We start from the raw sequence: 22440 nt of genomic DNA, 5'->3' as shown, positions 1-22440 counted from the left end.
TTATGAGGTGACATGATGGATTTAGCTACAGAAGCTTGTGAAAGCTGCCATAAAGATAGCCAAGCCTTAAATGAATCAGAAATAGCGGTGTTACTGAAGTCGCTGCCCGATTGGGAGATTGTTCACGTAGACGGTGTGCCTACGCTGCAACGTGATTTTAAGTTCAAAAACTTTGTTGAGGCCTTAGCGTTTACCAATAACGTAGGAGAATTAGCAGAAGCTCGAAATCATCATCCAAATATATTAACCGCTTGGGGGCGAGTCCATCTCACTTGGTATACCCATGCAATATCGGGTTTACATCGGAATGATTTCCGCTGCGCGGCTGCATCTGATCAGTTATTTAACTGAGAGCTAAAGAATTATTGTTTTAGGGCAAGAATACTTAGCTAGGCAATTCCACCGGAGAAATAACTACTGTTAGAATGAAGCTTCACATTTTCTTGCGGAGCTGTACGTAAATGGAACGTAGATTCAGGCTGGTTTTGGCGTGTCCCGATAGAGTGGGCATTGTGGCGATGGTAAGTAATTTTATCTCTAGCCATGGTGGCTCGATTTCTGACGCTAACCAACATTCTGATAGTACAACTGGCTGGTTCTTTATGCGTGTAGAGATCAGTGCGGCAACGTTACCTTTCTCACTAGAAGAGTTAAAGTCTGCTTTTGCACCTATAGCGCAATCCTTCAATATGGATTGGGATATTACAGACTCCGCTACCCCTAAGCGTGTGATATTGATGGCGAGCCGAGAAGCACATTGTCTTGCCGATCTTCTCTATCGTTATCATGAAGGCGAACTGGACTGTGAGATTCCTTGTGTCATTTCTAATCACGATGATCTGCGCAGCATGGTCGAATGGCATAATATTCCTTTTTATCATGTGCCTGTGGATAAACAGAATAAACAGCCTCACTTTGAGGAAGTTAGTCGTTTAATCCGTGAACACTCGGCTGAAACGGTCGTACTTGCGCGTTACATGCAGATCTTACCGTCGGACATCTGCGCTGAATATGCTCATCGCATCATTAATATTCACCATAGCTTCTTACCTTCTTTCGCCGGTGCAAAGCCATATCATCAAGCCCATGAACGTGGTGTAAAGCTGATTGGTGCAACCTGTCACTATGTGACTGAAGAGCTAGATGCAGGTCCAATTATTGATCAGGATGTAGTACGCATCAGCCACCGCGATCTGCCAGAAGATATGGTGCGTTTAGGACGTGATGTAGAAAAAACAGTGTTATCTCGCGGTTTGCGTTGGCACTTGGAAGATAAGATCTTAGTGCAGGGTAATAAAACGGTTGTTTTCAATTAATTATTTTAATTGAGCAAAAATCAAAAAAAACTGCTTGGGGCCATAAGTTGGCTCTTCTCCCTACAAGGTATTAGCCCGTTGAGCATTAACTTATTCTTGTCGGGCTTAACCTTGATCTGATCGCTTGCGAGTTGTCACTGTTAGGTGTACACATAGAGATAGCCCGGTTGAAAATTCACCGGTTTACCTTGTTTGGGTGGTTTGGCAGGTCGATGTTTCCAGACCTGTTAAAGCTGCCGGCCATGGAGGAATGGTAATGCTAAGATCCGTAAAAGCTCAGGATTACATGTGTGAAGACTTAATCACCTTTACCCCTGAAACCGATCTTTTTGATGCGATAAATCAGCTACTCGAATACCGAATCACAGGCGCGCCTGTAGTCGATAAAAATGGCAAACTCATTGGCTTAATGTCAGAAGTTGACTGTCTAAAAGCGATCCTGACTTTAACCTACCACGAAGAAGAGATGGGTGGCCTTGTCGGTACTTACATGTCGGAAGAGGTTTACACCATTAATCATGATGCCGACATCATAAAAGTGGCGGAAGAATTTATTAATAACAAACGTCGTCGTTTACCAGTAGTAAAAGATGGTAAACTGATCGGCCAGATTAGTCGTCGGGATGTATTACGCGCAGTAGAACGTTTTGCTCAGGATGGCTAATCACGTTTGATGGTCACAAGCCGCGGCTCATCACTGCGGCTTTTTTGTTTATGGTATTCGGTTAACGAAATGCCAAATCTGTTTAGGTAAGATTACATATTCATGAGTTATGTTTTTTCTGAAACACCTATCTTGCTATACCCATCCTTAGTCAAGGAGGTAGGTGTTGAAGCGGCTGTATTGTTGACGCTCTATCATCAAAGGGTAGAACGTCTCCAAAATGTAACGGATACAGACCAAGCGCCAGAACTTATATTTTCTCGTGAACAATGGCTTGCGTTAGGTGAGTTTTGGGACGAAGAGCGATTGGCTCAATTAACCAGCGAATTAGTCAGTGCAAACATCATTGATGCCGCATTCGCTAATGATGGTCGTGTAAGAATCCGCTTTGTTGTTGAAGAGCAAGTCTCTGAAGTAACCTTTGATGAAGTGCCTGAAGGCGATGTTGAGATTGTAAGCCGGTTACCGGTTATGGAAACGATTCCGACACAGGTTGAAGAACTGCCTGTAGAGGTTGAGCAATCTGAGCCGAGTTATGCACAATCGAATTATAACCAGCAAAATCACCCACAAACTCAACCTGCACAATCAGGCTATCCACAGGATCAGTATCCAGAGATGAAGGATACGCCGTACTATCCTGATCAAGCGCCAGCAGTGCAGCCACAGAATATCCCTAACCCTGGTCCTGCTCCGACCTTTGGTGGCAGCATAGGTTGGGCGAGAAAAGCACAGCAGGTTAATAATGGCCGCTCTGATGAGTTACAAGTGTGTTTTAATAAACAAGAGCAGCGTAAAAAACAGCTTCAAGGAATGGAGCTGAATTGGCAACCGTCCGACAATTTTTATGCGTTGCTTCCGCGGCATAATATATCGCCACAATTTGCACAAACATGTTTGGATGAATTTGTGCTTTACTGGTTAGATAAAGACCGTAAAGAAACCAACTGGGATCAGAAATTCCTAGCTTGGGTAAAAAGGGAGTGGATTAACAAGCAGACTAGGGATGGACGTCAACAACGTATAAATAACGAACAACAAGGCAAAGGTTTCAGCCATGAAAACCCCCGCAGAGATACTCGCGAAAAACGACAACGGGTTACCGCAGCAATCATGGACATCAAGGACACCGACTGGTAACCAAGAGCCGGAAAAAAACACCGCTCAAAGAGAGCTAACCGTCGAAGTCAAAACGCTGGTCAATATGATTTTTGCGCGTTTTATGGCGATCTATGGCCATAAATTTAAGAGCTGTTTCGAAACCCAAGACGAAATCCGTATCGCAAAACGTGAATGGGCACTTAGCCTTGGTGGCTATACCGAACACGAGCTGGTGGCTGCAATTGATTATTGCAAAGAGCACAGCGCATGGATGCCGACGATTTCCGAGTTTCTTGATGTACTTCGTACCCAAACTGGGGATCATGGTTTACCCGCAACGAAGCATGCTTATGAAGAAGCGTGCCTAAATGCGGATAAAGCTTCGACACACAAATGGACCCATCCAGCGATCTACCATGCCGGTAAAGCAACGGGTTGGTTTCGTTTGCGCACAGAAGCTGAAGTCGATGTTTTTCCTGACTTCCGATACAACTACGATGTAATTTGTCGCCGCGTTCGCGCAGGTGAACAGCTCGATCTGCCTGTCGCAGTAGCTTTACCTGATAAAAGCGATAATACGCTGTTTGCATTCATTCAGAGTTGGGGTGAAGAGCATAATCTGAAACCTGAAGTTGCCAGCAAATGGCTGTTCTATCTGACTAAGCCTAAAGGCACGATGGTGCGTAAACGCTTCCAGCAACAAGCTCAGGTAGAGGCAAACGCTATGGGGATTACTCTACCGGATGATTATCAGTAAGCGTGAGTTGAACGTCTAAGAGAGTAACTTATCAAAACAGCCTTCATGGCTGTTTTTTTATGATTTTTAAATGGGGTTTCTTATGAAGTATGAAAAAGGTGGTTTTCAGATCTACGATGAACGGGAAAAGGTTCAGCTTGAAAGCGTCCAAGCTCTGCTAAAGCAATCTTACTGGGCAAATGAGAGAGCTATTGATGTCATAAAAACATCGATAGAGAACAGCGTTTGTTTTTCACTCTTTAAAGGTGAAAAGCAGATAGGCTTTGCCAGAGTGGTCACCGACTTCGCTTCAGTCGCTTATCTGGCTGATGTCATTATTGATAAGCAATACAGAAGTCAGGGGCTGGGGAAATGGTTAACTGAAATTATGATTAACGATCCGCGTTGGAAAGATAGATTCCAATTTCTGGTGACAGATGATGCTCACAGTTTATATTCCCGTCTTGGCTTTAGTGGTAGTGAAAAGTTAATGAGTACAAAGGTGTAAAAAACTGGTCGGAAAAATTAATTTATAAGTTCAATTATTCATTCATATCAGATTGTAATTTTTCAAACCACCCTATTGTTGCTTTATGTTGTAGCTCGCCGTAAAGGCGTACGAAGCTATTGGTCACATGATCGTTAAAATCGTCTAGTGATTTGATGCATTGCACGATACAAGACTTTGTAAGAGATGTACCATAAGTTTTGCGACGCAGTAGTGCTATTCATCGTAAGTTGTTGGGATGGTATTTCTCATTAGTGCTCTTCTACTTTATTTTGATGCTGCTCTATCAATGAAGTAGGTGATAATTCACTCTCGAAATAAACGCTCATTCGATTCACGGACCGCTTTGATGTCTGCGCAATACTCTGCAGTAGGGCGGAGTAGTAGGCGCTTAATACCGATCTCTTCACCAGATTCTAGGCAGTAGCCATATTCGCCATTTCGAATGCGGGCTAGTGCGGTATCGAATTTGGGAAGTAACTTACTTTCGCGGTCGACAATACGTAGGGCAATACGAGATTCTTCTTCATATTGTGCGCGGTCCGCATCATCATTCATCTCAGGACGTTCATTCAATTGTGCTTGTGCGTTTTGAATGTGTGCGATGGTTTCTTGCTTTTGTTGTTCTAAGAACTCTCGGAAAAACTCCAATTGGTTGTCATTCATATAGTCCTCAGAACTAGCATTTAAGAGCTCTTCTTTTGTTATTGCCATGCTTTCCTCAAACAATTGATCTAAAAAATAATGGGTTATGTTATATCATTTATTTGAGGGGGCGTGGAAATTTTATGTAGTCAGAATGCATGGTTTATTTGTAGGAATACAGAACGGTAGTGCCATTCAAAAAATAGAATCTTACATAGATAACTCTAGTGAATTTCCATGGTATGGTGATCTGACTTTAAGTTCTGGATGTGTAAGTCATGATTAAGAACGATGTAAAGGCCCTTAAAGTCTTTCTATATACGTCAATTGCTTTGATAGCTTTTGCTGGTAATTCTGTGTTGTGTCGTTTGGCGCTAGGGGATGAGGCTATAGATGCAGCGAGTTTCACAACAATTCGATTACTTTCAGGGATTGTTATGCTGTTAGTTATATTCAGCTTCATGAACAGAGGTAAAACAAATACCGCTAAAGGTAGTTGGAAAGGCGCGTTTTATCTTTTTGCTTACGCTATAACATTCTCGTATGGCTATATCACCTTAGAGACAGGAATAGGCGCTTTGGTGCTATTTGGCTCAGTACAGATCTCCATCATTCTTATTAATATGTTCAAAGGCAATAAACTTCATGCAATGGAATGGGCAGGAACCATCGTTGCGTTTGCAGGGTTTATTTATTTGATATTCCCGAGCTTAGCAACCCCCTCGGTTGTTGGCTTTGGTCTAATGACGATGGCGGGCGTGGCTTGGGGTTTTTACACGCTAGCGGGCAAAAGTTCTACTAATCCTCTTGGGGATACGACCTTTAATTTTTTACGTACACTGCCCTTTGTTCTTATTCTTGCTTTACTCACTTTAAATGAGATGTCTTTATCTAGTGAAGGGATATGGTTGGCAATTCTTTCCGGCGCACTTGCTTCTGGTATTGGCTACGCGATCTGGTATCAGGCTTTAGGCTATTTATCAGCTATTCAAGCTGCAGTTGTTCAGTTGCTTGTTCCAGTGATTGCTGCAGTAGGTGGTGTTGTCTTTGCTAGTGAAGAGATTACGTTGCGTTTAGTTATCGCTTCTGTAGTAGTTTTGGGTGGGATTATGATTGTTATCGTTGGAAAGCAGATGTTGGGAAGGGCAAAGCAATAAATTTGTTTATCGATTCTAATACGACTGGCTAACTAAACTGTTGCGGCCATTTTCTTTAGCTTGATATAAATGTTTATCCGCTCGTTGGTAGAGATCGCTGATCTGGGTTTTATCGGTGAGCGTTTGTGTACAGGATAAGCCCATGGATACAGTGATATAGGGAGCTGCGGTGTTTTCCTTATGAGGGATCTCTAATTTCTCTATTTCTAGTCGAATGCGATTGGCAAAAATATCTGCTGACTCTTTGCTTTCTTGGGTGAATACAACGGCAAATTCTTCTCCACCGACGCGGAAGCAGTAGTCCTCTCCTTGTCGGATATTATCTTTAAGTGCTTGGCTGATTTTTTTAAGGACATCATCGCCTTTCAGGTGACCATAAGTGTCGTTATACGCTTTGAAATGGTCGACATCGAGTATCAGTAAGCAAAAGTAAGTTTTCTGTCTTTTGGCGCGCTCTAGGGCTGCCTGGGATAAGTATTGGAAGTTACGGCGGTTAAATAGATCGGTTAGCGCGTCGGTGACTGCAAGTTTTTCAATTTTTTCTTCTAGGGTACGGGCCTCAGTAATATCTATATGTACCCCATTCATACGAATGGCATTTCCTTCATCATCTCTGAGGAATACTCGGCCGACATCATGTATCCAGCGCCACTTCCCATCGCCACAGATCATACGGAATTTTGCGTCGTAAATTTCGGTTTCACCATTAAGGTGTTTTTCGATTAATTCAACCGTTGGCTCTAGATCTTCGGGGTGAACGATAGAGGACCAGCGCTCAAGACCATTAATGACTTCAGAAAATAGCGCATCGTCTTCTCTGAACTCTTCATCTCTATATCTCTTTTGAGTGACCCAAGTTTTATTAGCGATGATTTTGCCTTGTTGTGGGTAGAAGTCCCAACAACCTATATTGGCTCCATTAACAGCATCGTCTAGGCACTTGATTGTTTCTTGGTCTTGCTCAATCTGAGCTTTTATCTCTTGCTGCGAGGTAACATCAGAAAGGGTGCTTAAGATATTCTCCCCATGTTTTACTAAGCGCATCTCGAAATGTTGATTGTCTCGTTGATAGTAAAAATAAGCGGGTTGGTCAGTAGTGGTTTGAGAGCACTGTTTAAATAGCGCCTTTAGCTGTATAGCTTGTTCTTGATTAAACAGGTCGAATATGGAGCAGTTTTTTAATGTACTTTCAGATAAACCACGAAACTCTAACTCTTTACGATTGAAGAACAGGTAGTGACCTTCATCCACAGTTAGTTCTGCAATACCTTGTGGTTGTTGATTGAGTATATCTAAAAGGTTCATTGCGACTCAGGTACAAATTGCGACTGCAAGTTCCAATTTATTATAGGTGGCGTTTATATGCCAGCCTGATTATTTGGGATTTAAATAGCTTTTTACCCATTGCTTAGGTGTCACACCAAAGTGCTTTTTAAACACTTTGGCTAATGAGGAGGCATTTTCGTAGCCTACCTGGTTGGCAACTAGGCCCACGGGGCGATTATTTTTAAGTAACCCTTTGGCCAACGCCATTCTTAGTCCGGTTACATACTCCATCGGTGCTTGTCCAACCGTATCTTTAAAGAGGGCTGCAAACTTAGAGCGAGACATTGCTGCGCTTTCTGCCATCTCTTCAACTGTCCATTCATATTCAGGTTTATCTTTGATCTGTTGCATTAACTTGTGAAGCAGAGGATGAGAGTCGGCCGCTATTAAGCCTAATTCAACTGTCCCATTATCAATAACATAACGAAGTACTTGCACCATAAATACATCGCACAATCGGTCGATTATTAATTGTTTGCCGTGTTGCTCGTCAAATGCTTCTGCAAAGATTTGATGAGCTGTGTTTGAAATCGAACCTGCTTCCTCTATATGGAGACAGAGAAATTTAGGGAGATAGTTAGCTAACAACTTTTGATGAGCCGGAGGGAGCTTAACTGTGGCACAAACCAGTTTGGCATCTTCTGATGGAGCTATTGTAAGTTTGTGGTTGGTTCCGCTCGGGAAAAAAATTACATCACCTGTATGTAACTCAATGATGTGACCTTCATCAGTCGTCAGTGTTAACGACCCTGATTCTAGAAAGTGTAAGTATCCAGATTCCTTGTCGTCATCAAAGCCGGTGATACCGCAGAGGCTACCACTGAAAAAAACCTCGGCATTGATCTCTAGGTTTTGTAGTAATTTGCTCAGTGTATCCATATAACCTCCTTCTTTGGACGATTGGCTCTTTTTGCTGGATTTAGAGCGGCCTTTCCCTCGGTAGTTCCCCGTAATCTATATCTCAAGAACAGCGCAACATATTTACCAATATGTATGAGTGTTCATTAAACCATTAACCGAGGAAAAAGAAATGAAATTTACAAAGACTTTGAAATTAGCAACAGCAGCCGGCGCACTTCTTCTAAGCAGCATGAGCTTTGCGGCCTCTGTAAATATTGGCACTAACGATGTTGCTATTCATGGTTATGACCCTGTTGCTTACTTCACTAACGATAAAGCGGTTGAAGGCTCTGCAAAATTTACCGCTACGCATGATGGGGCAATTTACCGTTTCGCAAGTGCTAAAAACCGTGACCTATTTAACGCCAATGCTGACAAATACGCGCCTCAATATGGTGGTTACTGCGCAATGGGTGTTGCGCTAAACAAAAAGTTAGATGTTGATCCACAAGCGTTCCACATCGAAAACGGCAAGCTGTACCTGAACTTGAACAAAGATGTTCAGAAAAAATGGCTTACAGATGTACCTGGCAACCTAAAAACTGCAGACCGTATTTGGGCGGGTATTGAAGATCTGTCTGTAGCTGCAGCGAACGCTGAAGACTAATTCTTATGCCTGAGTCGAGACTTACGTTTTCAGAAAATGGACATGAGTACTCGCAACCTTTAGCGCTGATCTGGTTCAGCGCTAAATGGTGCGGTCCCTGCCAGCAGATGATTCCTGTGATTAATAGTTTGGCAGAGCGATATGCCGGTGAACTTAAAGTTTTAAAAGTGGATGTAGATCAGCAGCAGGAGTTAGCTGCGAAATTCACGATTAGAGCGGTTCCCACGTTAGTACTCTTGGCAAAAGATAAGGCGTTGGATCAGCAGGTGGGATCGATGCCATTAAAGCAACTTGATGAGTGGGTTGCACAGCATTTATCAATTCAGAAAGAACTGGAGAAGTGAAATGGATAATAAACAACGAATTGCTACAGCAGCCTTAGCCGTTGCTCTGACTTCTATCGCCACTGTGCCTGCAGCTCATGCCGGCGGTAAAGAGAAATGCTACGGAGTTGCACTAGCTGGACAGAACGATTGTGGCAACTTGGCAGGTACACACTCTTGTGCGGGCCAATCCAAAGTGGATAACGACCCAGGTGAGTGGAAGTTAGTCGCTAAAGGTACTTGTAAAGATATGGGTGGGCTACTGAAAGCTGAAGCTAAGAAGCGTTATCAGGAAGCTCAGCAGAACTCATAAGGTTTAATCAGGAGAGAGAAGATGTCCAGTTTAAGCACAGCTAATAATAGCGATGAACGAGGTTTATCAAAGATTGGAGTCGGGTTGCGTCACCCTCACTATAAGGAGGCGTTACTAGGGACATCTTCCATTGATTTTGTGGAGATACATGCGGAGAACTTTTTTGCCGAAGGTGGAATGCTACCTGAGTTGTTGAGTGATATAGCCCTTCAATATCCAATCAGTCTGCATTCGACTTCCATGGGCTTAGGTTCAGCCGTGGGTATTAACGGAGATTATCTGCAACGTTTAAAGCAACTGTCACAGCAGATTAACCCCATATTGATCTCCGACCACGCTTGCTTCACTTGGAGCAATATCAATGGAAAATCTGTGCATGCTGGGGATCTTCTACCTCTTGAGTTTACGCAACAGAGCTTGCAGGTAATGGTTGATAACGTGAATCAGGTCCAGCAGTTATTAGGGCGTCAGATTTTAGTTGAGAACTTATCTGCTTATGTGGAATTCAACTTTTCTGATATGAGTGAAACCGAGTTTCTATCTGAACTGGTAGATAAAACGGGATGTGGCTTATTGGTGGATCTCAACAATTTGCTAGTAAATGCGCGCAATTTTAGTGATCAAAAGCCATTAACTGTAGCCCGAAAGTGGTTACGAGAAATCCCTGCTAATGCTGTGGGCGAGATCCATCTGGCAGGTTTCACCAAAGTGAAAGAGGGTGAATTGATCATTGATGATCACAGTCAGCCAGTATCACCTGAATGTTGGTTGCTCTATCGCGATGCGGTTGCCTTGTTTGGTGCAGTTACCACCCTAATCGAATGGGATAATAATTTGCCTTCTTGGAGCACACTGCTTGATCAAGCTACAAAAGCGAGATCTATCTCCACGGAAGTTCACTATGACACAGGGAGGCTCTCTTATGCTGTCTGATTCTACATTGCTCGTTCGTCGTCAAGCAGCATTGATGACGTTAATTTTTTCGAAAGATGAAAGTGATACAGCGACTGACCGAATAAGTCAGGGGTTAAAAATTTATCAGAATAATCTCCTGATGACTGCGGCAAGAGCGATCTCCTTGAAGTATCCAGTACTGGAGAAAATGGTGGGTAATGAGACGATTATCGCTTTTACCGATCAGTTACTTAAAAAAGAGTTACCTAATACAGGGGATTGGGCGGATTGGGGTGGCACGTTTGCCATGCTTATCGCCGAGAGCCCTTTGGCTGAAGATCATGCCTATCTGTCAGAGGTCGCCCGCTTGGAGTGGCATGTACATCAGGCCGCGAGAGGAAAGGTTACTCATTTAGAAGTTGAGACACTTTCTAGTTTAACTGAAAGTGATTTGGACGCTGTGTCACTTCATCTATCGCCGACTTTACAGGTGATGGAAAGCCACTTTCCTGTGTATGAATTATGGAATTTACATCAGGTGCCAGAGGGCTCTGAGGTTGATGAAGGTGAGCTTTATCGCTTACTGGTGGGCAATACAGCTCCTCACTATTCAATGGTATTTCAACAGGATTATCACGCGCGTATTAAAACGCTAACGGTTCAAGAATATGCATGGTTTAAAGATGTTCTGGCAGGCATGAGCGTTGAGCGCTTATTAGGTAAGCACCAAGAGATTGATTTTGTTAGCTGGATTGAACAGGCGATAAACCAGCAGTGGTTGGTTGCCATCAAGTAAATCGAAATTCAGTTATTAAAGGTTTTTGAGAGGTTTGAGAGATGATTTCTATCGTTAGTAAGTTTTATAAAGGTTATTTAGCTGGGGAAGGTAAATTGGCTAAAACTCATGATCTTTTGTCGTTAATTGCTCGCTTTTATGTAGCACAGGTGTTCTTTAATGCCGGTCTGACCAAAATCCAGGATTGGGATACAACGTTATTTCTATTTGAAGAGGAGTATCAGGTTCCGTTTTTACCTTTTGAGCTTGCGGCTTATTTGGGCACTTTAGGCGAGCTGATCTTACCTGTTTTGCTAGTCACTGGTATTTTGACGCGCTTTTCTGCTGTGGGTTTATTTGTTGTGAATGTAGTTGCTGTAATTAGTTTGGTAGAAATTGCACCAGCAGCGCTGTATCTGCATTACATTTGGGGGCTCGTGCTTGCGCAAATTATTATCTACGGAGGTGGTGTACTTTCTGTCGATCACGTTTCCAACAAATTTCTTCTTAATCGCCACAAGGTTGAAATGGAGCCGACCCTATAGGCTCTATTTATCGGTACTCGTAAAGGGGAGGTGACTGAAAAAGTCAGTCACTTCTTTGCTGAAAAATTTCACTTTTTATTGAGGTTAATATGAAGCAGATCACTACATCCATCGTTGCCGGATTTGGCGCTGCTGTTGCTATAGGTTTGTTAGCCCTGCTGGAAACATCATTTAAAGACATTGCGTTTTTAATGGCGCCTTTTGGGGCAACTGCTGTGCTGGTATTTGGGGTGCCGCATAGCCCTTTGGCCCAGCCGAAAAATGTGATTTTAGGACATTTGATTACTGCCTTTATCGGCATTTTCTTTAGCCAGTTTCTTGAAGTGAATCCGCTAACTCTGGCCATTGCGACAGGACTTGGTGTGAGTGCTATGTTGTTGAGTAAAACAACACATCCGCCGGCGGGTGCTAATCCAATCTTAATTATGTTATCCAGTCAGGGGTGGGCCTTTCTAGTAACACCAGTTTTGATTGGCTCGATTATGATTGTGCTCGTGGGAAAGATTTTTCAGCAGACGCAGACAAGATTGCAGCCTGCTGAATAATGGCTAACTACAAGGCTGTTTAACTTGTTTAGTTAGTATGGTTTCAAAGACATCGGGTGTGACGGGTTTACTAAAATAGTAACCTTGGGCCATATCGCAGTGTTTATTCTGTAGTAAATTCATCTGCTCTTGAGTTTCTACCCCTTCCGCAATAACTTTTAAACCAAGGCCGTGAGCCATATCGATGGTGGCGTAAACTAGCTCTAAATCGGCAGGGTCGACAGAGATATCACTGATAAAACTACGATCGATTTTGAGGGTGTCAAATGGATAACTTCTCAAATAACTGAGGGAGGAATATCCAGTACCGAAATCATCCATAGATATGCTGACGCCTTGCTCATTGAGTTTTGCAATCGCTTCATCAATATCCGCGTGTTGTGCCATTAATACACCTTCGGTAATTTCTAGCTCTAGGTTAGAGCCGAGAATTTGATGTGTTGTCATCTGTTCAGTGATGTAGTCGATCAATTGAGGGTCTCTAAACTGACGCGGTGATAGGTTGATAGCAATATGGAATTGCGGCAGCAATGTTTTGATCCAGTGACTGCTCTGATGCATCGCTTCCTTAAGTACAAACTTACCGATGTTTACGATTAAACCGGTGTTTTCGGCAACGGGAATAAATTCAGAAGGTGGTATATTTCCTAATGTTGGAGAGTTCCAACGTAATAATGCCTCTGCGCCAACGATGTTTTGTGTTTTAAGATCGATCACCGGCTGATAAAGAACATGCAGTTGTTTACGCTCAAGGGCATTGTGTAGCTGCTCTTCCAACAATAATCGGCGTTCTGCACCAATGTTCATCTCTTCTGTGAAATAGTGGTAGCTATTACGACCTTGAGCTTTAGAGTGATACATTGCCGAATCGGCATTACGTAGCAGTTCTGCAGGATCAGTTCCGTCACTCGGGTAAACCGAGATCCCGACACTCATGGTCAGCATGATCTCTCGGCCATCCACATTTAGTGCTTTGCGGAATTGGGAAACTAGATTTTGAGCTATAGGTTGAGCTTGTTCAGCACTTTCTAAATGATTAAGTAATACAATAAATTCATCGCCACCCAAACGGCCAACGGTGTCAGTTTCTCTGACCGATTGTTCTAATCGTTTGGCTGCTTCAATAAGAATCTTATCACCAGTGGCGTGTCCTAGGGTGTCATTGACTTTTTTGAAGTCATCCATATCAAGAAAAAGAACAGCGACGGAGTGCTTCTTTCTTCTTGCTTCTAAGAGCATGGTTTCCAGACGGTTCAAGGATAAGAAACGATTAGGTAGGTTGGTCAAACTATCAAAGTGCGCTTGATGAAGAATCTTTTCTTCTTGAGCTTTTTGTTGCGTGATGTCCTGTTTAACGGCCAGATAATGTTTAGTTTTACCTTCAGCATCATAGACTGGGGCAATATGGGCTTGTTCCCAGAAAATTTCTCCGTTTTTTCGTTGGTTTTGGAATTCTCCACGCCATGCTTTACCTTGAATAAGATGTTGCCATAACTCTGCATAGCGACCGATTGGTGTGCGGCCAGACTTTAGAATTCTAGAATTTTGACCAAGAATCTCTTCTTTTTTGTAACCCGTGACATTCTCAAAGGTTGAGTTAACGTACTCAATTTCGCCATCAAGAGAAGTAATCACAACAGAGACTGGGCTCTGTTCTATGGCTTGAGAGAGGGTCAATATATGTTCTTGGGCCTTGCGTTCTTCGGTTATGTCGCGGCTAATACCAACAAGGCCTTGTAATTGGCCATCTGTATCCCAGAAGGGCATTTTGAGTGTGTTTAATAGAATTGGTTCTCCTGATTGATTGTCACTCCATTGTTCTTGGTTATTTGAACTTAGTTGTTCGATAACATCTTTTTCTTCTTGTTTATTTTTAACTGCTTGAGCCTCTAAAAATAGCTCATAGTCAGTCCGACCCGTAATTTCGTCTTCGCTTTTACCCGTGAAATCTTGGAAGGCGGTATTACAGCCAAGGTATTTACCTTGTGTATCCTTTATAAAAATATGGTCGGGTAACGCGTCAATTAGGCCTTTTAGTAGACCTCGTTCTCGATTGAGCTTTTGACGGCTAATGAGCACCTCCCGTTCTGCTTTTCGTCGATCTTGTTGCCTGCGAAGAATAAGCCCAAGTAACATCGTACCGATCGGGTAGAACGTTAGAATAGTGGGTGCAATCGCAGCAATTATTTTGAAACGCAATTCGGCAGGCATAAATAGGATGAGACCGAGTACAACGACTTGTACCAATAAGCCTAAGAGGTACAAGCGCCACCAATTGAGAGGTTGTTGGTATTTATCACTTAGATAACGCCAAGATAATCCTACCGCGGCTGAAAAAATAATAACGGCTGAGCCGACATAAATGCCTGCTCCTCCCTGAAAAATACGTAGACTGACAGCCATGACTACAGCTATACAGGTCGGGACGATTCCAAAGAAAAGGCCACATAAGCTAATTAACACCCAGCGAGCATCAAAAAATACGCCTGGTTCTAATTCCCAAGGGGTTAGCATGACTGCCATAGCAAGCAGCCCAACTAATACACCAGAAACGCTGTCACGAAGTAAGCGATGCCGAATGTTTTGCAGACCAAGTGAATCGTAAACGATCCCCATTGCAAGCAGTAAAGCAACGTTGTTAATTAGACCTGTAAAACTAGATGTTTCCATGAATACTAATCTTCTCTCACTACCGGGGCGCTATAGGGACAAGCTTCGAAAACGGATCTGCCTAATACCCATACTAATTATACGTTTATAAGAATAATTTTAGAAATATTAAAGTGTTAGAACTGAGGCAAACAATACTTTTTAGTATCTAACCAATACGACTATAAAGCTCAATGGGCCAAGTTATAGGTTATTTTGCGTATCCAACATCACTTTAGCGAACATTCATCAGAATGCCTTCGTTATTCGTCAAAGATATTCGTCAAACATATTCGTAGGTTTAGTATAGATAGAAAATCAGTTTATGCTGGACGATTTGTTGGTAGCTTTATGAAAAATAAGGAGAAACTACCGGAAGGTAAAATGGCTGAAACGTCTTTGGCTCATGCAGAAAATTTCAGCCGTGTAAAGATTACTTAAAGTTAGAACCGAACATTTCGCCAATGGCTTGACTTAGGGGTTCGCTACGGTCTTCGTTACGGAATTGCATTAAGATAAGTGCACGTAGTGCAGGCATAAACATCAGATCAGACAATACGCGAGAGAAGCCTGCTTGGCCTGCTTTACCAATGGCCAGCTTTTCTAAAAATAAGTGAAGTGTAGCTGGCTCCTGTAGCGTTTCGTGGCAACGCGTTGCTATTGAAACGATTACTTCCGCTTCTAAAGCATAATCGCTTTTAAGAATCTTATTGATGATCTCTTGTTTTCTAGGCGTATTACGCGCATTTGAGATGCCGCGAGTAATGGCTGCGATGTGATTGGCGCTCGCTGTTCCACGATCTAATGTTTGGTCCGCACGTAAACTTAGTGCTTCAAACAGTTGGTGATCAGGTTCAATGCTTTCCACGCAGGTACACAGTACTTCGAAAGGCACATCCGGTAGTAGCGGGATCGCTTTTGCTAACCGCTTGCTGTTATTACTTTTGTCATGGCGAACAACCAGATCAGCAATACCTTGATACCCTAGGGATTGCCAGTTATCAAAACCGATTTGCCCCGAAAAATACTGTTCTGCATGTTCATAATATTGTGAAGCAGGTTCACTTGATGCCAGCGTAGAATAGGCATGGAACAGTGCCATTTTTTCCTGATCAGGCTTAAATGAGAAGGGGTTATCTTTCAAAGCATCATCTGGCATCTCACCTGTTTTTTCATGCTGAAGGATACCGCCAGCATTCTTAAGTAAGCGGCTAAGTAGGTCATCGCGGACTGCTTGAATTAAAAAGCCTTGTTCATCTAAAGGCAGTTTTAGAAACCAAGCCGCACCTTGCTCTTTATTCTTAGGGTTCCAGATCATCAATGCTATCCATGCGTGCTGCAAATATGGATAGGGGTAAGGTGTTTGTTGATTCTCTATCTTTTCAAATTGTTCTGTCGAGAGTTTTTGTACACGACGGCCCATATCGAAAAAACGGACCTGACCGCCACTCTGGCGAAGAAGTTGAGATAGTGAAGAAATATCAGACATGATGAGCACCTTAAGAATCAGGGCCGCAATTTTAGCAGTTCTGAGGGGGGTATCAATATAGATCAGAAGTGCTCATTCTTTCGTTAGGGGGTATGTTGATTATTAAATAATATAAAATTGATTTTTACCCATCTTTTTGGCTTGGTACATTGCTTTGTCAGCTAAGGTAATAGCTTCTTCTGCGTTTATATCCTCTAAGGAGTAGATATATAAACCTATGCTGGCAGATAAGTTTGTAGTGCTTTCTCCTATGGGAAAGTCTTCACTAATAATTCCTAGTATCTTTTGAATTACGGCGATGGCTTGTGTGGAGGATTCTATTTCTGACAATATAAGTAAAAATTCATCGCCACCTAATCGGCCCAACATATCCGAGCCCCTGATCACTTTGGATATTCTGTTTGAAACGTCTTGAAGACACAAATCTCCTGCTTCATGACCATAGGTGTCGTTAATCGGTTTAAAGTCATCAAGATCAATAAAGATGATGGCTACCTTATGTTGCTTACGTTTTGCTGCGGCGAGAACAATATCAAGTTGGTGAAGTAGAAAACGTCGATTTGGGAGGCCGGTTAGGTTGTCATGACAGGCTAAATGGCGAAGCTCTCGATTGGCTATTCTAATCATTTTGTTTTGCTTCGAGGCCGTAACCATGACATAGACGGCAAACAAAAAGCCACCCGATATTATCAGTACCATCCTTGTGATCAGGTCAGACAGTAGTCCTTCCATTTTGTGAGCTGAGTCTTGCCAAATATCTTCATTTTGAACTTGTTGCAATGTGATAAATTGATCCAGAAGACCTGCAATAGTGGTTTTGTCTTTTAGTACTTTGCTTAGTTCTAGACGAAAATCTTGAACACGATTATCTGTCAGTAGCTCTGAGAATGTTCGTAATTCCGGAGTTCTATTTGCAGCTTGTTTATCTAGCTTGGCAAGAATACTTTGTTCAGGGTGATCTAGCTCAGTGTTTAAAAGAGTTAAACGCGATTTGTGATATTCACTACCCTGACTATAAAACGTATTAAATAACTGTTTGCGGTCTTCTGGGGTTTCAAGCAAGGTCATTTGCCAGAGAAGAATTGCTCTTTCTCGAACTGCAGCCCGCATAGCCATAGCAGCACGTAGCTGAATGTCGTTGTTGTTGCTGGCAGTGGTTAAATCAGCGCGTAAATTGGCATATTGTTGGTAGGAAAAAACGGAGGTATAGATAAACGCTAGAAAAATAGCGCTGAAGCCAATCAGATAGAAAAAGAATCTAAAGCCTGATCCCTGCTGTTCCATGTCTTTTCGCCAGTTATATGGTGAATAACATCTAACAGTCTAGTTGATTTTAATTTGTTCGGGATTTGGGTGCGAAAAGAGAGCTTGGGTGAGTAAGCAGGGCTTCCTCACCCAATAACATTTTTCTTATTTCTTACATTCACCAGCTACAACAAAGCTGACCTCAGTTCTAGCACAAGCGGAACAGCTGTTGGAATAGGTTTTAACTGTGCCATCCGCGTGATGACCGCAAGCAGGTGTGTAATCCATCGTGCACATTTGCGGGCGTGGTTCTTCGCAGACTAGAGCACCTTTAGGCATTGTCGGCTTGGATTGGCAGCCGGCTAGAAGCAGTGCCGCAAAGCCCGCGATTAAAAATTTAATCATGCAGAATCTCCTGGTTGGACATTATCTGATGTAGATTTCCCTTTAACTTTTTCACGTAGGGTCTGCATTGCTACGAATAGGGCTGGAATAAAGAATATGCCGATCACTGTCGCTAGAAGCATACCGCCAAACACAACAAAACCTATTGATATACGACTAGCAGCACCTGCGCCAGAAGCTGTTAGCAAAGGCATTACACCTAGGATGAAAGAAAAAGCGGTCATCAATACAGCACGATAACGTAGGTTTGCCGCTTCATTGGCTGCCTCGATAATACCTTTGCCTTCTTCTCGCAATTGCTTAGCAAATTCCACAATTAGAATGGCTGATTTACTAGCAAGGCCAATTAGCATAACCATACCTATTTGAGCATATAGGTTGTTGGTTAAACCCGGGATCAGCCAAAGTGGAAGAATCGCGCCTAAAATTGCGACAGTAATAGATAACATGACTGCTACAGGAATGGTCCAGCTTTCATATTGTGCAACGAGGAATAGGTAAGCGAATAGGATAGCTAACGAGATGATAATAATGACAAAGCCGCCCGCTTCTTGTTCCTGTTGGGTACTACCTGTCCATTCAAGGACATAACCATCGGGCAAAGTGTCTTTAGCGAGCTGTTCCATGAGCTGGATGGCGTCACCCGTCGCTATACTTGGAGCAAGTGTGGCTGTTATAGCAGCAGAACGTGATTGGTTATAACGAGTTAATGATTGCGGACCAAGAACCGGTTTTACTTCGACAAGTGCGCTGATTGGAACTAAATGGCCTTGATTGCTCTTAACATTAAGGCTATTTAGATCGTCGATGTTGTCTCTAAATTCAGAATCCGCTTGCAGCATAACGCGGTAGTTGCGGCCGAAGATATTGAAATCGTTTACATACTGAGTACCTAGCTGGGATTGTAACGTGTTAAATAGATCACTCATCGAAACGCCCAAAGAGAGCGCTTTTTCACGATCTACCACCAGCTCCAGTTGCGGGACATTAGCAGAGTAAGTGGAGTAAACACGGTCAAACTCTACTTTCTGGTTCGCTGCAAAGATGAGTGAATTTGTAGCACGTGCAAGTTCCTGAGGTGATCCATTTTTAAGATCCAACAAAATTGCCTCTAGACCAGCCGCATTACCCAAACCTGGAATCGGTGGGGTAGGGAAGGCCATAATATTGGCACCCGGAATCGCCGCTAACTTCTGATTGAGCTCTCTTAGAATTTTGTACCAGGCCATTTCCGGTGCAGTACGCTCATCCCAATGGGATAACACAGGAATCGCCAGTGCCGCGTTTGGTGCTGCGCCACCTAAGATACTAAAGCCTTTAATGCCGATACGGTTTTCTACGCCCGGTTGCTCTTCAAGTATTTTGTCGATCTGCGCGACTATTTCGTCTGTACGGTTGAGTGACGCACCATCAGGAAGTTGGACGTTAACAAAGAAGGCGCCGTTATCTTCATAAGGAAGAAAGCCCGTGGGCGTGGTGCTGAACATGTGGTAAACACCACCTCCCATAGCAGCCATCAGCCCCATGCTTAACAGTAAACGTTTATTTAGGAAGTTAACTTTCTTTACATAGCCTCGACGAGTCCAGTCGATTAACTGATCGAATTTTTTAAATACTCCAGTCGGTTCAGTAGCTGGTTTTAGAAGAAGTGAGCAAAGCGCAGGGGAGAGCGTCAGGGCATTTAGTGATGAGAAGCAAACTGCTACAGAGATAGTAACCGCAAACTCGGTATACAATTTACCGGTAATACCTGGCATGAAGGCTACAGGGACAAATACAGCTAGCAGTACTAGGGTTGTCGCGATCACTGGTCCGATAACTTCTTTCATCGAGACAGTGGTTGCTTCTTTGGCTGACAAGCCTTCTTGCATATGACGTTTGACGTTTTCAACGACAACGATTGCATCATCTACCACAATGCCGATTGCCAAGATTAGGGCAAATAGAGAGATGGTGTTGATGCTAAAGCCGAGTACCGAAAGCACAGCAAAAGTTGCGATCAATGAAACTGGAATGGTGGCTGATGGAATCAGAGTAGCGCGCCAATCTGCAAGAAATAGGAAGGTAACCAGTACTACCAAACCAAAGGTAATAAATAGAGTCTCGACTACTTCTTGCAGTGACGCTTTTACTGAAAGCGTTGTGTCATAGAGAATTGCGTATTCCATATCATCAGGGAAACGCTCACTTAGACGTTCAAGTTCAGCATAGACATTATCAGCAACCTCCAGTGCGTTTGCTCCTGGGCTTTGATAGATAGCTACGGTCGCTGCTGGGTTGCCATTCATAATGGAAGAGGCGCTGTAGCTTTGTGAACCTAGTTCTACCCTTGCCACGTCGCGTAGACGAATAGAAGCGCCGTTGTCACCCGTGCGAAGGATGATGTTCTCAAACTCTTCTACTGATTCTAAGCGGCCTTTAGCGCGCAGGTTATATTGGAACTGCTGATTTTGCGTAAGCGGTGGTTGGCCAATAATACCTACAGATGCTTGGATGTTTTGTTGAGAGATAGCGTTGCTTACGTCTTTAGGTGAAAGCCCTAGCGCTTTTAGGCGGTTAGGGTCTAACCAAACTCGCATACCGTAATCCATTGGGCTGAACTGGGAGGCAGAGCCTACACCATTAATTCGCGCCAAAGCATCTTGTACATATAGCGTAGCGTAGTTACTTAAAAATAGTTCGTTGTACGTATTTTCAGGTGAATATAGGTTAATCACCAATAGCATGTTAGTTGCTTGTTTCTTAGTTGTTACGCCTTGGCGAACAACTTCTTGCGGTAAAGACGCTTCGGCTAAAGCCACACGGTTTTGTACATTGATGGCTGCTTGATCAGGATCAGTACCGACTGCGAACGTGATATCTAAAGAATAGCTACCGTCGTTAGCTGATGTAGAGGACATGTACAGCATATTGTCTACACCATTGACTTGAGCCTCGATAGGCGTAGCCACGGCTTGTTCAACCACTTCGGCATTGGCGCCTGGGTATTTAGCTTTGACCTGTACTTTTGGCGGCGTTATATCAGGGAACTGAGCTACGGGTAGACCGTAGATCGCCAATCCACCGGCAATCATCAACACAATGGATATGACCAGAGCAAACTTAGGCCGATTGATAAAGAAAATCGAGAACATGGTTTACTCCGCTACCGCTTTAACTTGAATGCCCGGTTTAACCTTTTGCAGCCCTTCAGTGATGATCAGATCACCTTGATCTAGACCTTCGAGAACTTGCCATTTACCTTCTACTTGCGGTCCCATTTCTACCCGGGTAACCGTCACTTTATTCTGCTGATTAACCTCAAGTACAAAGTAGCCATCACGATCACGTTGAACGGCAGATTGCGGGATTTGAATGCCTATTTCCGGTTGTTTCCTCTTAATTTCAACGTGTACAAATTCACCTGGTAACAACAGGTATTTAGGGTTTTCGAAACTAGCGCGGAGCGTGATTGTATCGGTGTTCGGGTCTACTTCAGGGGAGATGAAATCGAACCGACCTTGTTGTTCATAAACGCTGCCATCAGACAGAATTAGTCGAGGTGCAACTGGTGGATTATCTAGGTCAATCCCTTTACGGCGCGCGTCTAGCATCAGCTTTTCACTCACTGCCATTTCGACATAGACCTCATCGATTTTTACCACTGTAGCTAATACGCCGCTTTCAGGGCTGATCAAATCGCCTACAGAAAAATTTGCTTTACCGATACGACCACTAAACGGAGCTTTAATCTCGGTATAACTAAGGTTGAGTTCTGCTTTCTTTAATCCGGCTTCTGCTTTTAAAACTTGTGCGCGGGATTGATCTCGGTCTGCTACCGCCTGATCGACTTGAGATTGCGAAGCTGCTTTGCGTTTGCGTAGCTGGCTTACGCGATTGAGATTGGTTTGCGCATTTTTCAATCCAGCTCTTGCAGAGGCTAGATCGGCTTCTGCTTGTTTCAGAGCGATTTCATAGTTTGCTTTTTCTACTTTAAACAACACTTGATCGGCTTGAACATCACGACCTTCAGTAAATAGGCGATCTTCTAGAAAGCCAGATACACGTGCCAATAGGTTAACCCGCTGTGTTGCCTCAATACGGCCAACCAGTTTAAAGGTGGGGGTTAAATCCGATGTCTGTACCTTGTGTACTAATACGGCAGGTAAAGGTTTCTCGTTGGCATTTGCGGTCAGTGAAGTGGCAGCCAAAGCAGTTAGAAGAGTGGCTAAAATGATCTGTTTCAAAACAAGCTCCTTTGAGAAACGGTAATCCTAGATACAAATCGGATTAAGTTAGATGCGCTTTAATTAGATAG

23 protein-coding genes are annotated in these 22440 nt (G+C 43.2%); 14 read left to right on the top strand and 9 right to left on the bottom strand.

All coding sequences use genetic code 11. The annotated features are described in order from the left end of the window. Positions 1-15 precede the first annotated feature (15 nt). From ACMXYP_RS12480 to ACMXYP_RS12455, 6 genes are all read left to right on the top strand, one after another. Positions 16-351, top strand: a complete 336-nt coding sequence (locus ACMXYP_RS12480; protein WP_415881962.1) for a 4a-hydroxytetrahydrobiopterin dehydratase — start codon at positions 16-18, stop codon at positions 349-351. Between the two features lie 110 nt (positions 352-461). After that, positions 462-1316 carry a formyltetrahydrofolate deformylase gene (purU, locus tag ACMXYP_RS12475; protein ID WP_415881961.1) on the top strand — a complete coding sequence of 285 codons (855 nt, stop codon included), beginning with the start codon at positions 462-464 and terminating at the stop codon, positions 1314-1316. A gap of 256 nt (positions 1317-1572) precedes the next feature. Next, positions 1573-1980 carry a CBS domain-containing protein gene (locus ACMXYP_RS12470; RefSeq protein ID WP_415881960.1) on the top strand — a complete coding sequence of 136 codons (408 nt, stop codon included), beginning with the start codon at positions 1573-1575 and terminating at the stop codon, positions 1978-1980. Between the two features lie 102 nt (positions 1981-2082). After that, on the top strand, positions 2083-3120 hold the full coding sequence (locus tag ACMXYP_RS12465) for a DnaT-like ssDNA-binding domain-containing protein (RefSeq protein ID WP_415881959.1): 1038 nt from the start codon (positions 2083-2085) through the stop codon (positions 3118-3120). Next, positions 3038-3838, top strand: coding sequence for a replication protein P (locus tag ACMXYP_RS12460; protein ID WP_415881958.1), 801 nt, complete (start codon positions 3038-3040; stop codon positions 3836-3838). The genes ACMXYP_RS12465 and ACMXYP_RS12460 overlap by 83 nt, the downstream gene beginning before the upstream one ends. Before the next feature lie 82 nt (positions 3839-3920). Then, a complete protein-coding gene (locus tag ACMXYP_RS12455) occupies positions 3921-4325 on the top strand; it encodes a GNAT family N-acetyltransferase (protein ID WP_415881957.1) in 405 nt (134 codons plus the stop codon). Positions 4326-4631: 306 nt separating this feature from the next. Here the strand turns inward: ACMXYP_RS12455 and dksA are convergent, their stop codons facing one another. Further along, a complete protein-coding gene (dksA, locus tag ACMXYP_RS12450; protein WP_415881956.1) occupies positions 4632-5039 on the bottom strand; it encodes an RNA polymerase-binding protein DksA in 408 nt (135 codons plus the stop codon). Between the two features lie 209 nt (positions 5040-5248). Between dksA and ACMXYP_RS12445 the strand changes: the two genes are divergently transcribed. Continuing rightward, complete coding sequence (locus ACMXYP_RS12445; protein ID WP_415881955.1) at positions 5249-6127, top strand: DMT family transporter; 879 nt, start codon at positions 5249-5251, stop codon at positions 6125-6127. 15 nt (positions 6128-6142) lie between these two features. Here ACMXYP_RS12445 and ACMXYP_RS12440 read toward each other — a convergent pair whose 3' ends face one another. Both ACMXYP_RS12440 and ACMXYP_RS12435 read right to left on the bottom strand, forming a co-directional pair. Continuing rightward, positions 6143-7432 carry a diguanylate cyclase gene (locus tag ACMXYP_RS12440; protein ID WP_415881954.1) on the bottom strand — a complete coding sequence of 430 codons (1290 nt, stop codon included), beginning with the start codon at positions 7430-7432 and terminating at the stop codon, positions 6143-6145. 69 nt (positions 7433-7501) lie between these two features. Then, the gene (locus ACMXYP_RS12435) at positions 7502-8332 is read right to left on the bottom strand and encodes an AraC family transcriptional regulator (RefSeq protein WP_415881953.1); all 831 of its coding nucleotides are present in this window, start codon (positions 8330-8332) and stop codon (positions 7502-7504) included. 151 nt (positions 8333-8483) lie between these two features. Between ACMXYP_RS12435 and ACMXYP_RS12430 the strand changes: the two genes are divergently transcribed. From ACMXYP_RS12430 to ACMXYP_RS12400, 7 genes are all read left to right on the top strand, one after another. Continuing rightward, the gene (locus tag ACMXYP_RS12430) at positions 8484-8960 is read left to right on the top strand and encodes a YHS domain-containing (seleno)protein (RefSeq protein ID WP_415881952.1); all 477 of its coding nucleotides are present in this window, start codon (positions 8484-8486) and stop codon (positions 8958-8960) included. 5 nt (positions 8961-8965) lie between these two features. Further along, positions 8966-9304 (top strand): thioredoxin family protein, encoded by a 339-nt coding sequence (locus ACMXYP_RS12425; protein ID WP_415881951.1) that lies wholly within the window; start codon positions 8966-8968, stop codon positions 9302-9304. A 1-nt stretch (position 9305) separates the two neighbouring features. Next, entirely contained in the window at positions 9306-9596 is a 291-nt protein-coding gene (locus ACMXYP_RS12420; RefSeq protein ID WP_415881950.1) for a DUF2282 domain-containing protein, read from the top strand. A gap of 21 nt (positions 9597-9617) precedes the next feature. Then, a complete protein-coding gene (locus tag ACMXYP_RS12415) occupies positions 9618-10529 on the top strand; it encodes a DUF692 domain-containing protein (RefSeq protein ID WP_415881949.1) in 912 nt (303 codons plus the stop codon). After that, the gene (locus ACMXYP_RS12410) at positions 10519-11286 is read left to right on the top strand and encodes a putative DNA-binding domain-containing protein (RefSeq protein ID WP_415881948.1); all 768 of its coding nucleotides are present in this window, start codon (positions 10519-10521) and stop codon (positions 11284-11286) included. Before ACMXYP_RS12415 ends, ACMXYP_RS12410 begins: the two co-directional genes overlap by 11 nt. A 41-nt stretch (positions 11287-11327) precedes the next feature. Continuing rightward, positions 11328-11810, top strand: coding sequence for a DoxX family protein (locus ACMXYP_RS12405; RefSeq protein ID WP_415881947.1), 483 nt, complete (start codon positions 11328-11330; stop codon positions 11808-11810). 89 nt (positions 11811-11899) lie between these two features. Next, a complete protein-coding gene (locus ACMXYP_RS12400; RefSeq protein WP_415881946.1) occupies positions 11900-12355 on the top strand; it encodes an HPP family protein in 456 nt (151 codons plus the stop codon). 3 nt (positions 12356-12358) lie between these two features. Here ACMXYP_RS12400 and ACMXYP_RS12395 read toward each other — a convergent pair whose 3' ends face one another. From ACMXYP_RS12395 to ACMXYP_RS12370, 6 genes are all read right to left on the bottom strand, one after another. Continuing rightward, positions 12359-15025, bottom strand: coding sequence for an EAL domain-containing protein (locus tag ACMXYP_RS12395; RefSeq protein WP_415881945.1), 2667 nt, complete (start codon positions 15023-15025; stop codon positions 12359-12361). A 412-nt stretch (positions 15026-15437) separates the two neighbouring features. After that, the gene (locus tag ACMXYP_RS12390; RefSeq protein ID WP_415881944.1) at positions 15438-16493 is read right to left on the bottom strand and encodes a DUF3549 family protein; all 1056 of its coding nucleotides are present in this window, start codon (positions 16491-16493) and stop codon (positions 15438-15440) included. Between the two features lie 102 nt (positions 16494-16595). Further along, the gene (locus ACMXYP_RS12385; protein ID WP_415881943.1) at positions 16596-17777 is read right to left on the bottom strand and encodes a diguanylate cyclase domain-containing protein; all 1182 of its coding nucleotides are present in this window, start codon (positions 17775-17777) and stop codon (positions 16596-16598) included. A gap of 126 nt (positions 17778-17903) precedes the next feature. Continuing rightward, complete coding sequence (locus ACMXYP_RS12380) at positions 17904-18143, bottom strand: hypothetical protein (protein ID WP_415881942.1); 240 nt, start codon at positions 18141-18143, stop codon at positions 17904-17906. Then, positions 18140-21277 carry an efflux RND transporter permease subunit gene (locus tag ACMXYP_RS12375; protein WP_415881941.1) on the bottom strand — a complete coding sequence of 1046 codons (3138 nt, stop codon included), beginning with the start codon at positions 21275-21277 and terminating at the stop codon, positions 18140-18142. Before ACMXYP_RS12375 ends, ACMXYP_RS12380 begins: the two co-directional genes overlap by 4 nt. A 3-nt stretch (positions 21278-21280) precedes the next feature. Next, positions 21281-22369, bottom strand: coding sequence for an efflux RND transporter periplasmic adaptor subunit (locus ACMXYP_RS12370; protein ID WP_415881940.1), 1089 nt, complete (start codon positions 22367-22369; stop codon positions 21281-21283). Positions 22370-22440 lie beyond the last annotated feature (71 nt).

Origin of the sequence: Neptuniibacter sp. QD34_54 (assembly GCF_047778055.1) — a bacterium.
GTDB lineage: Bacteria > Pseudomonadota > Gammaproteobacteria > Pseudomonadales > Balneatricaceae > Neptuniibacter.
This window is presented reverse-complemented; position numbering and strand designations above follow the sequence as displayed.

Bases quoted from the DNA above. Each gene is read 5' to 3' on its own strand.
- ACMXYP_RS12480 (WP_415881962.1), top strand. From the start codon at position 16: ATGGATTTAGCTACAGAAGCTTGTGAAAGCTGCCATAAAGATAGCCAA.
- purU (WP_415881961.1), top strand. From the start codon at position 462: ATGGAACGTAGATTCAGGCTGGTTTTGGCGTGTCCCGATAGAGTGGGC.
- ACMXYP_RS12470 (WP_415881960.1), top strand. From the start codon at position 1,573: ATGCTAAGATCCGTAAAAGCTCAGGATTACATGTGTGAAGACTTAATC.
- ACMXYP_RS12465 (WP_415881959.1), top strand. From the start codon at position 2,083: ATGAGTTATGTTTTTTCTGAAACACCTATCTTGCTATACCCATCCTTA.
- ACMXYP_RS12460 (WP_415881958.1), top strand. From the start codon at position 3,038: ATGAAAACCCCCGCAGAGATACTCGCGAAAAACGACAACGGGTTACCG.
- ACMXYP_RS12455 (WP_415881957.1), top strand. From the start codon at position 3,921: ATGAAGTATGAAAAAGGTGGTTTTCAGATCTACGATGAACGGGAAAAG.
- dksA (WP_415881956.1), bottom strand. From the start codon at position 5,039: ATGGCAATAACAAAAGAAGAGCTCTTAAATGCTAGTTCTGAGGACTAT.
- ACMXYP_RS12445 (WP_415881955.1), top strand. From the start codon at position 5,249: ATGATTAAGAACGATGTAAAGGCCCTTAAAGTCTTTCTATATACGTCA.
- ACMXYP_RS12440 (WP_415881954.1), bottom strand. From the start codon at position 7,432: ATGAACCTTTTAGATATACTCAATCAACAACCACAAGGTATTGCAGAA.
- ACMXYP_RS12435 (WP_415881953.1), bottom strand. From the start codon at position 8,332: ATGGATACACTGAGCAAATTACTACAAAACCTAGAGATCAATGCCGAG.
- ACMXYP_RS12430 (WP_415881952.1), top strand. From the start codon at position 8,484: ATGAAATTTACAAAGACTTTGAAATTAGCAACAGCAGCCGGCGCACTT.
- ACMXYP_RS12425 (WP_415881951.1), top strand. From the start codon at position 8,966: ATGCCTGAGTCGAGACTTACGTTTTCAGAAAATGGACATGAGTACTCG.
- ACMXYP_RS12420 (WP_415881950.1), top strand. From the start codon at position 9,306: ATGGATAATAAACAACGAATTGCTACAGCAGCCTTAGCCGTTGCTCTG.
- ACMXYP_RS12415 (WP_415881949.1), top strand. From the start codon at position 9,618: ATGTCCAGTTTAAGCACAGCTAATAATAGCGATGAACGAGGTTTATCA.
- ACMXYP_RS12410 (WP_415881948.1), top strand. From the start codon at position 10,519: ATGCTGTCTGATTCTACATTGCTCGTTCGTCGTCAAGCAGCATTGATG.
- ACMXYP_RS12405 (WP_415881947.1), top strand. From the start codon at position 11,328: ATGATTTCTATCGTTAGTAAGTTTTATAAAGGTTATTTAGCTGGGGAA.
- ACMXYP_RS12400 (WP_415881946.1), top strand. From the start codon at position 11,900: ATGAAGCAGATCACTACATCCATCGTTGCCGGATTTGGCGCTGCTGTT.
- ACMXYP_RS12395 (WP_415881945.1), bottom strand. From the start codon at position 15,025: ATGGAAACATCTAGTTTTACAGGTCTAATTAACAACGTTGCTTTACTG.
- ACMXYP_RS12390 (WP_415881944.1), bottom strand. From the start codon at position 16,493: ATGTCTGATATTTCTTCACTATCTCAACTTCTTCGCCAGAGTGGCGGT.
- ACMXYP_RS12385 (WP_415881943.1), bottom strand. From the start codon at position 17,777: ATGGAACAGCAGGGATCAGGCTTTAGATTCTTTTTCTATCTGATTGGC.
- ACMXYP_RS12380 (WP_415881942.1), bottom strand. From the start codon at position 18,143: ATGATTAAATTTTTAATCGCGGGCTTTGCGGCACTGCTTCTAGCCGGC.
- ACMXYP_RS12375 (WP_415881941.1), bottom strand. From the start codon at position 21,277: ATGTTCTCGATTTTCTTTATCAATCGGCCTAAGTTTGCTCTGGTCATA.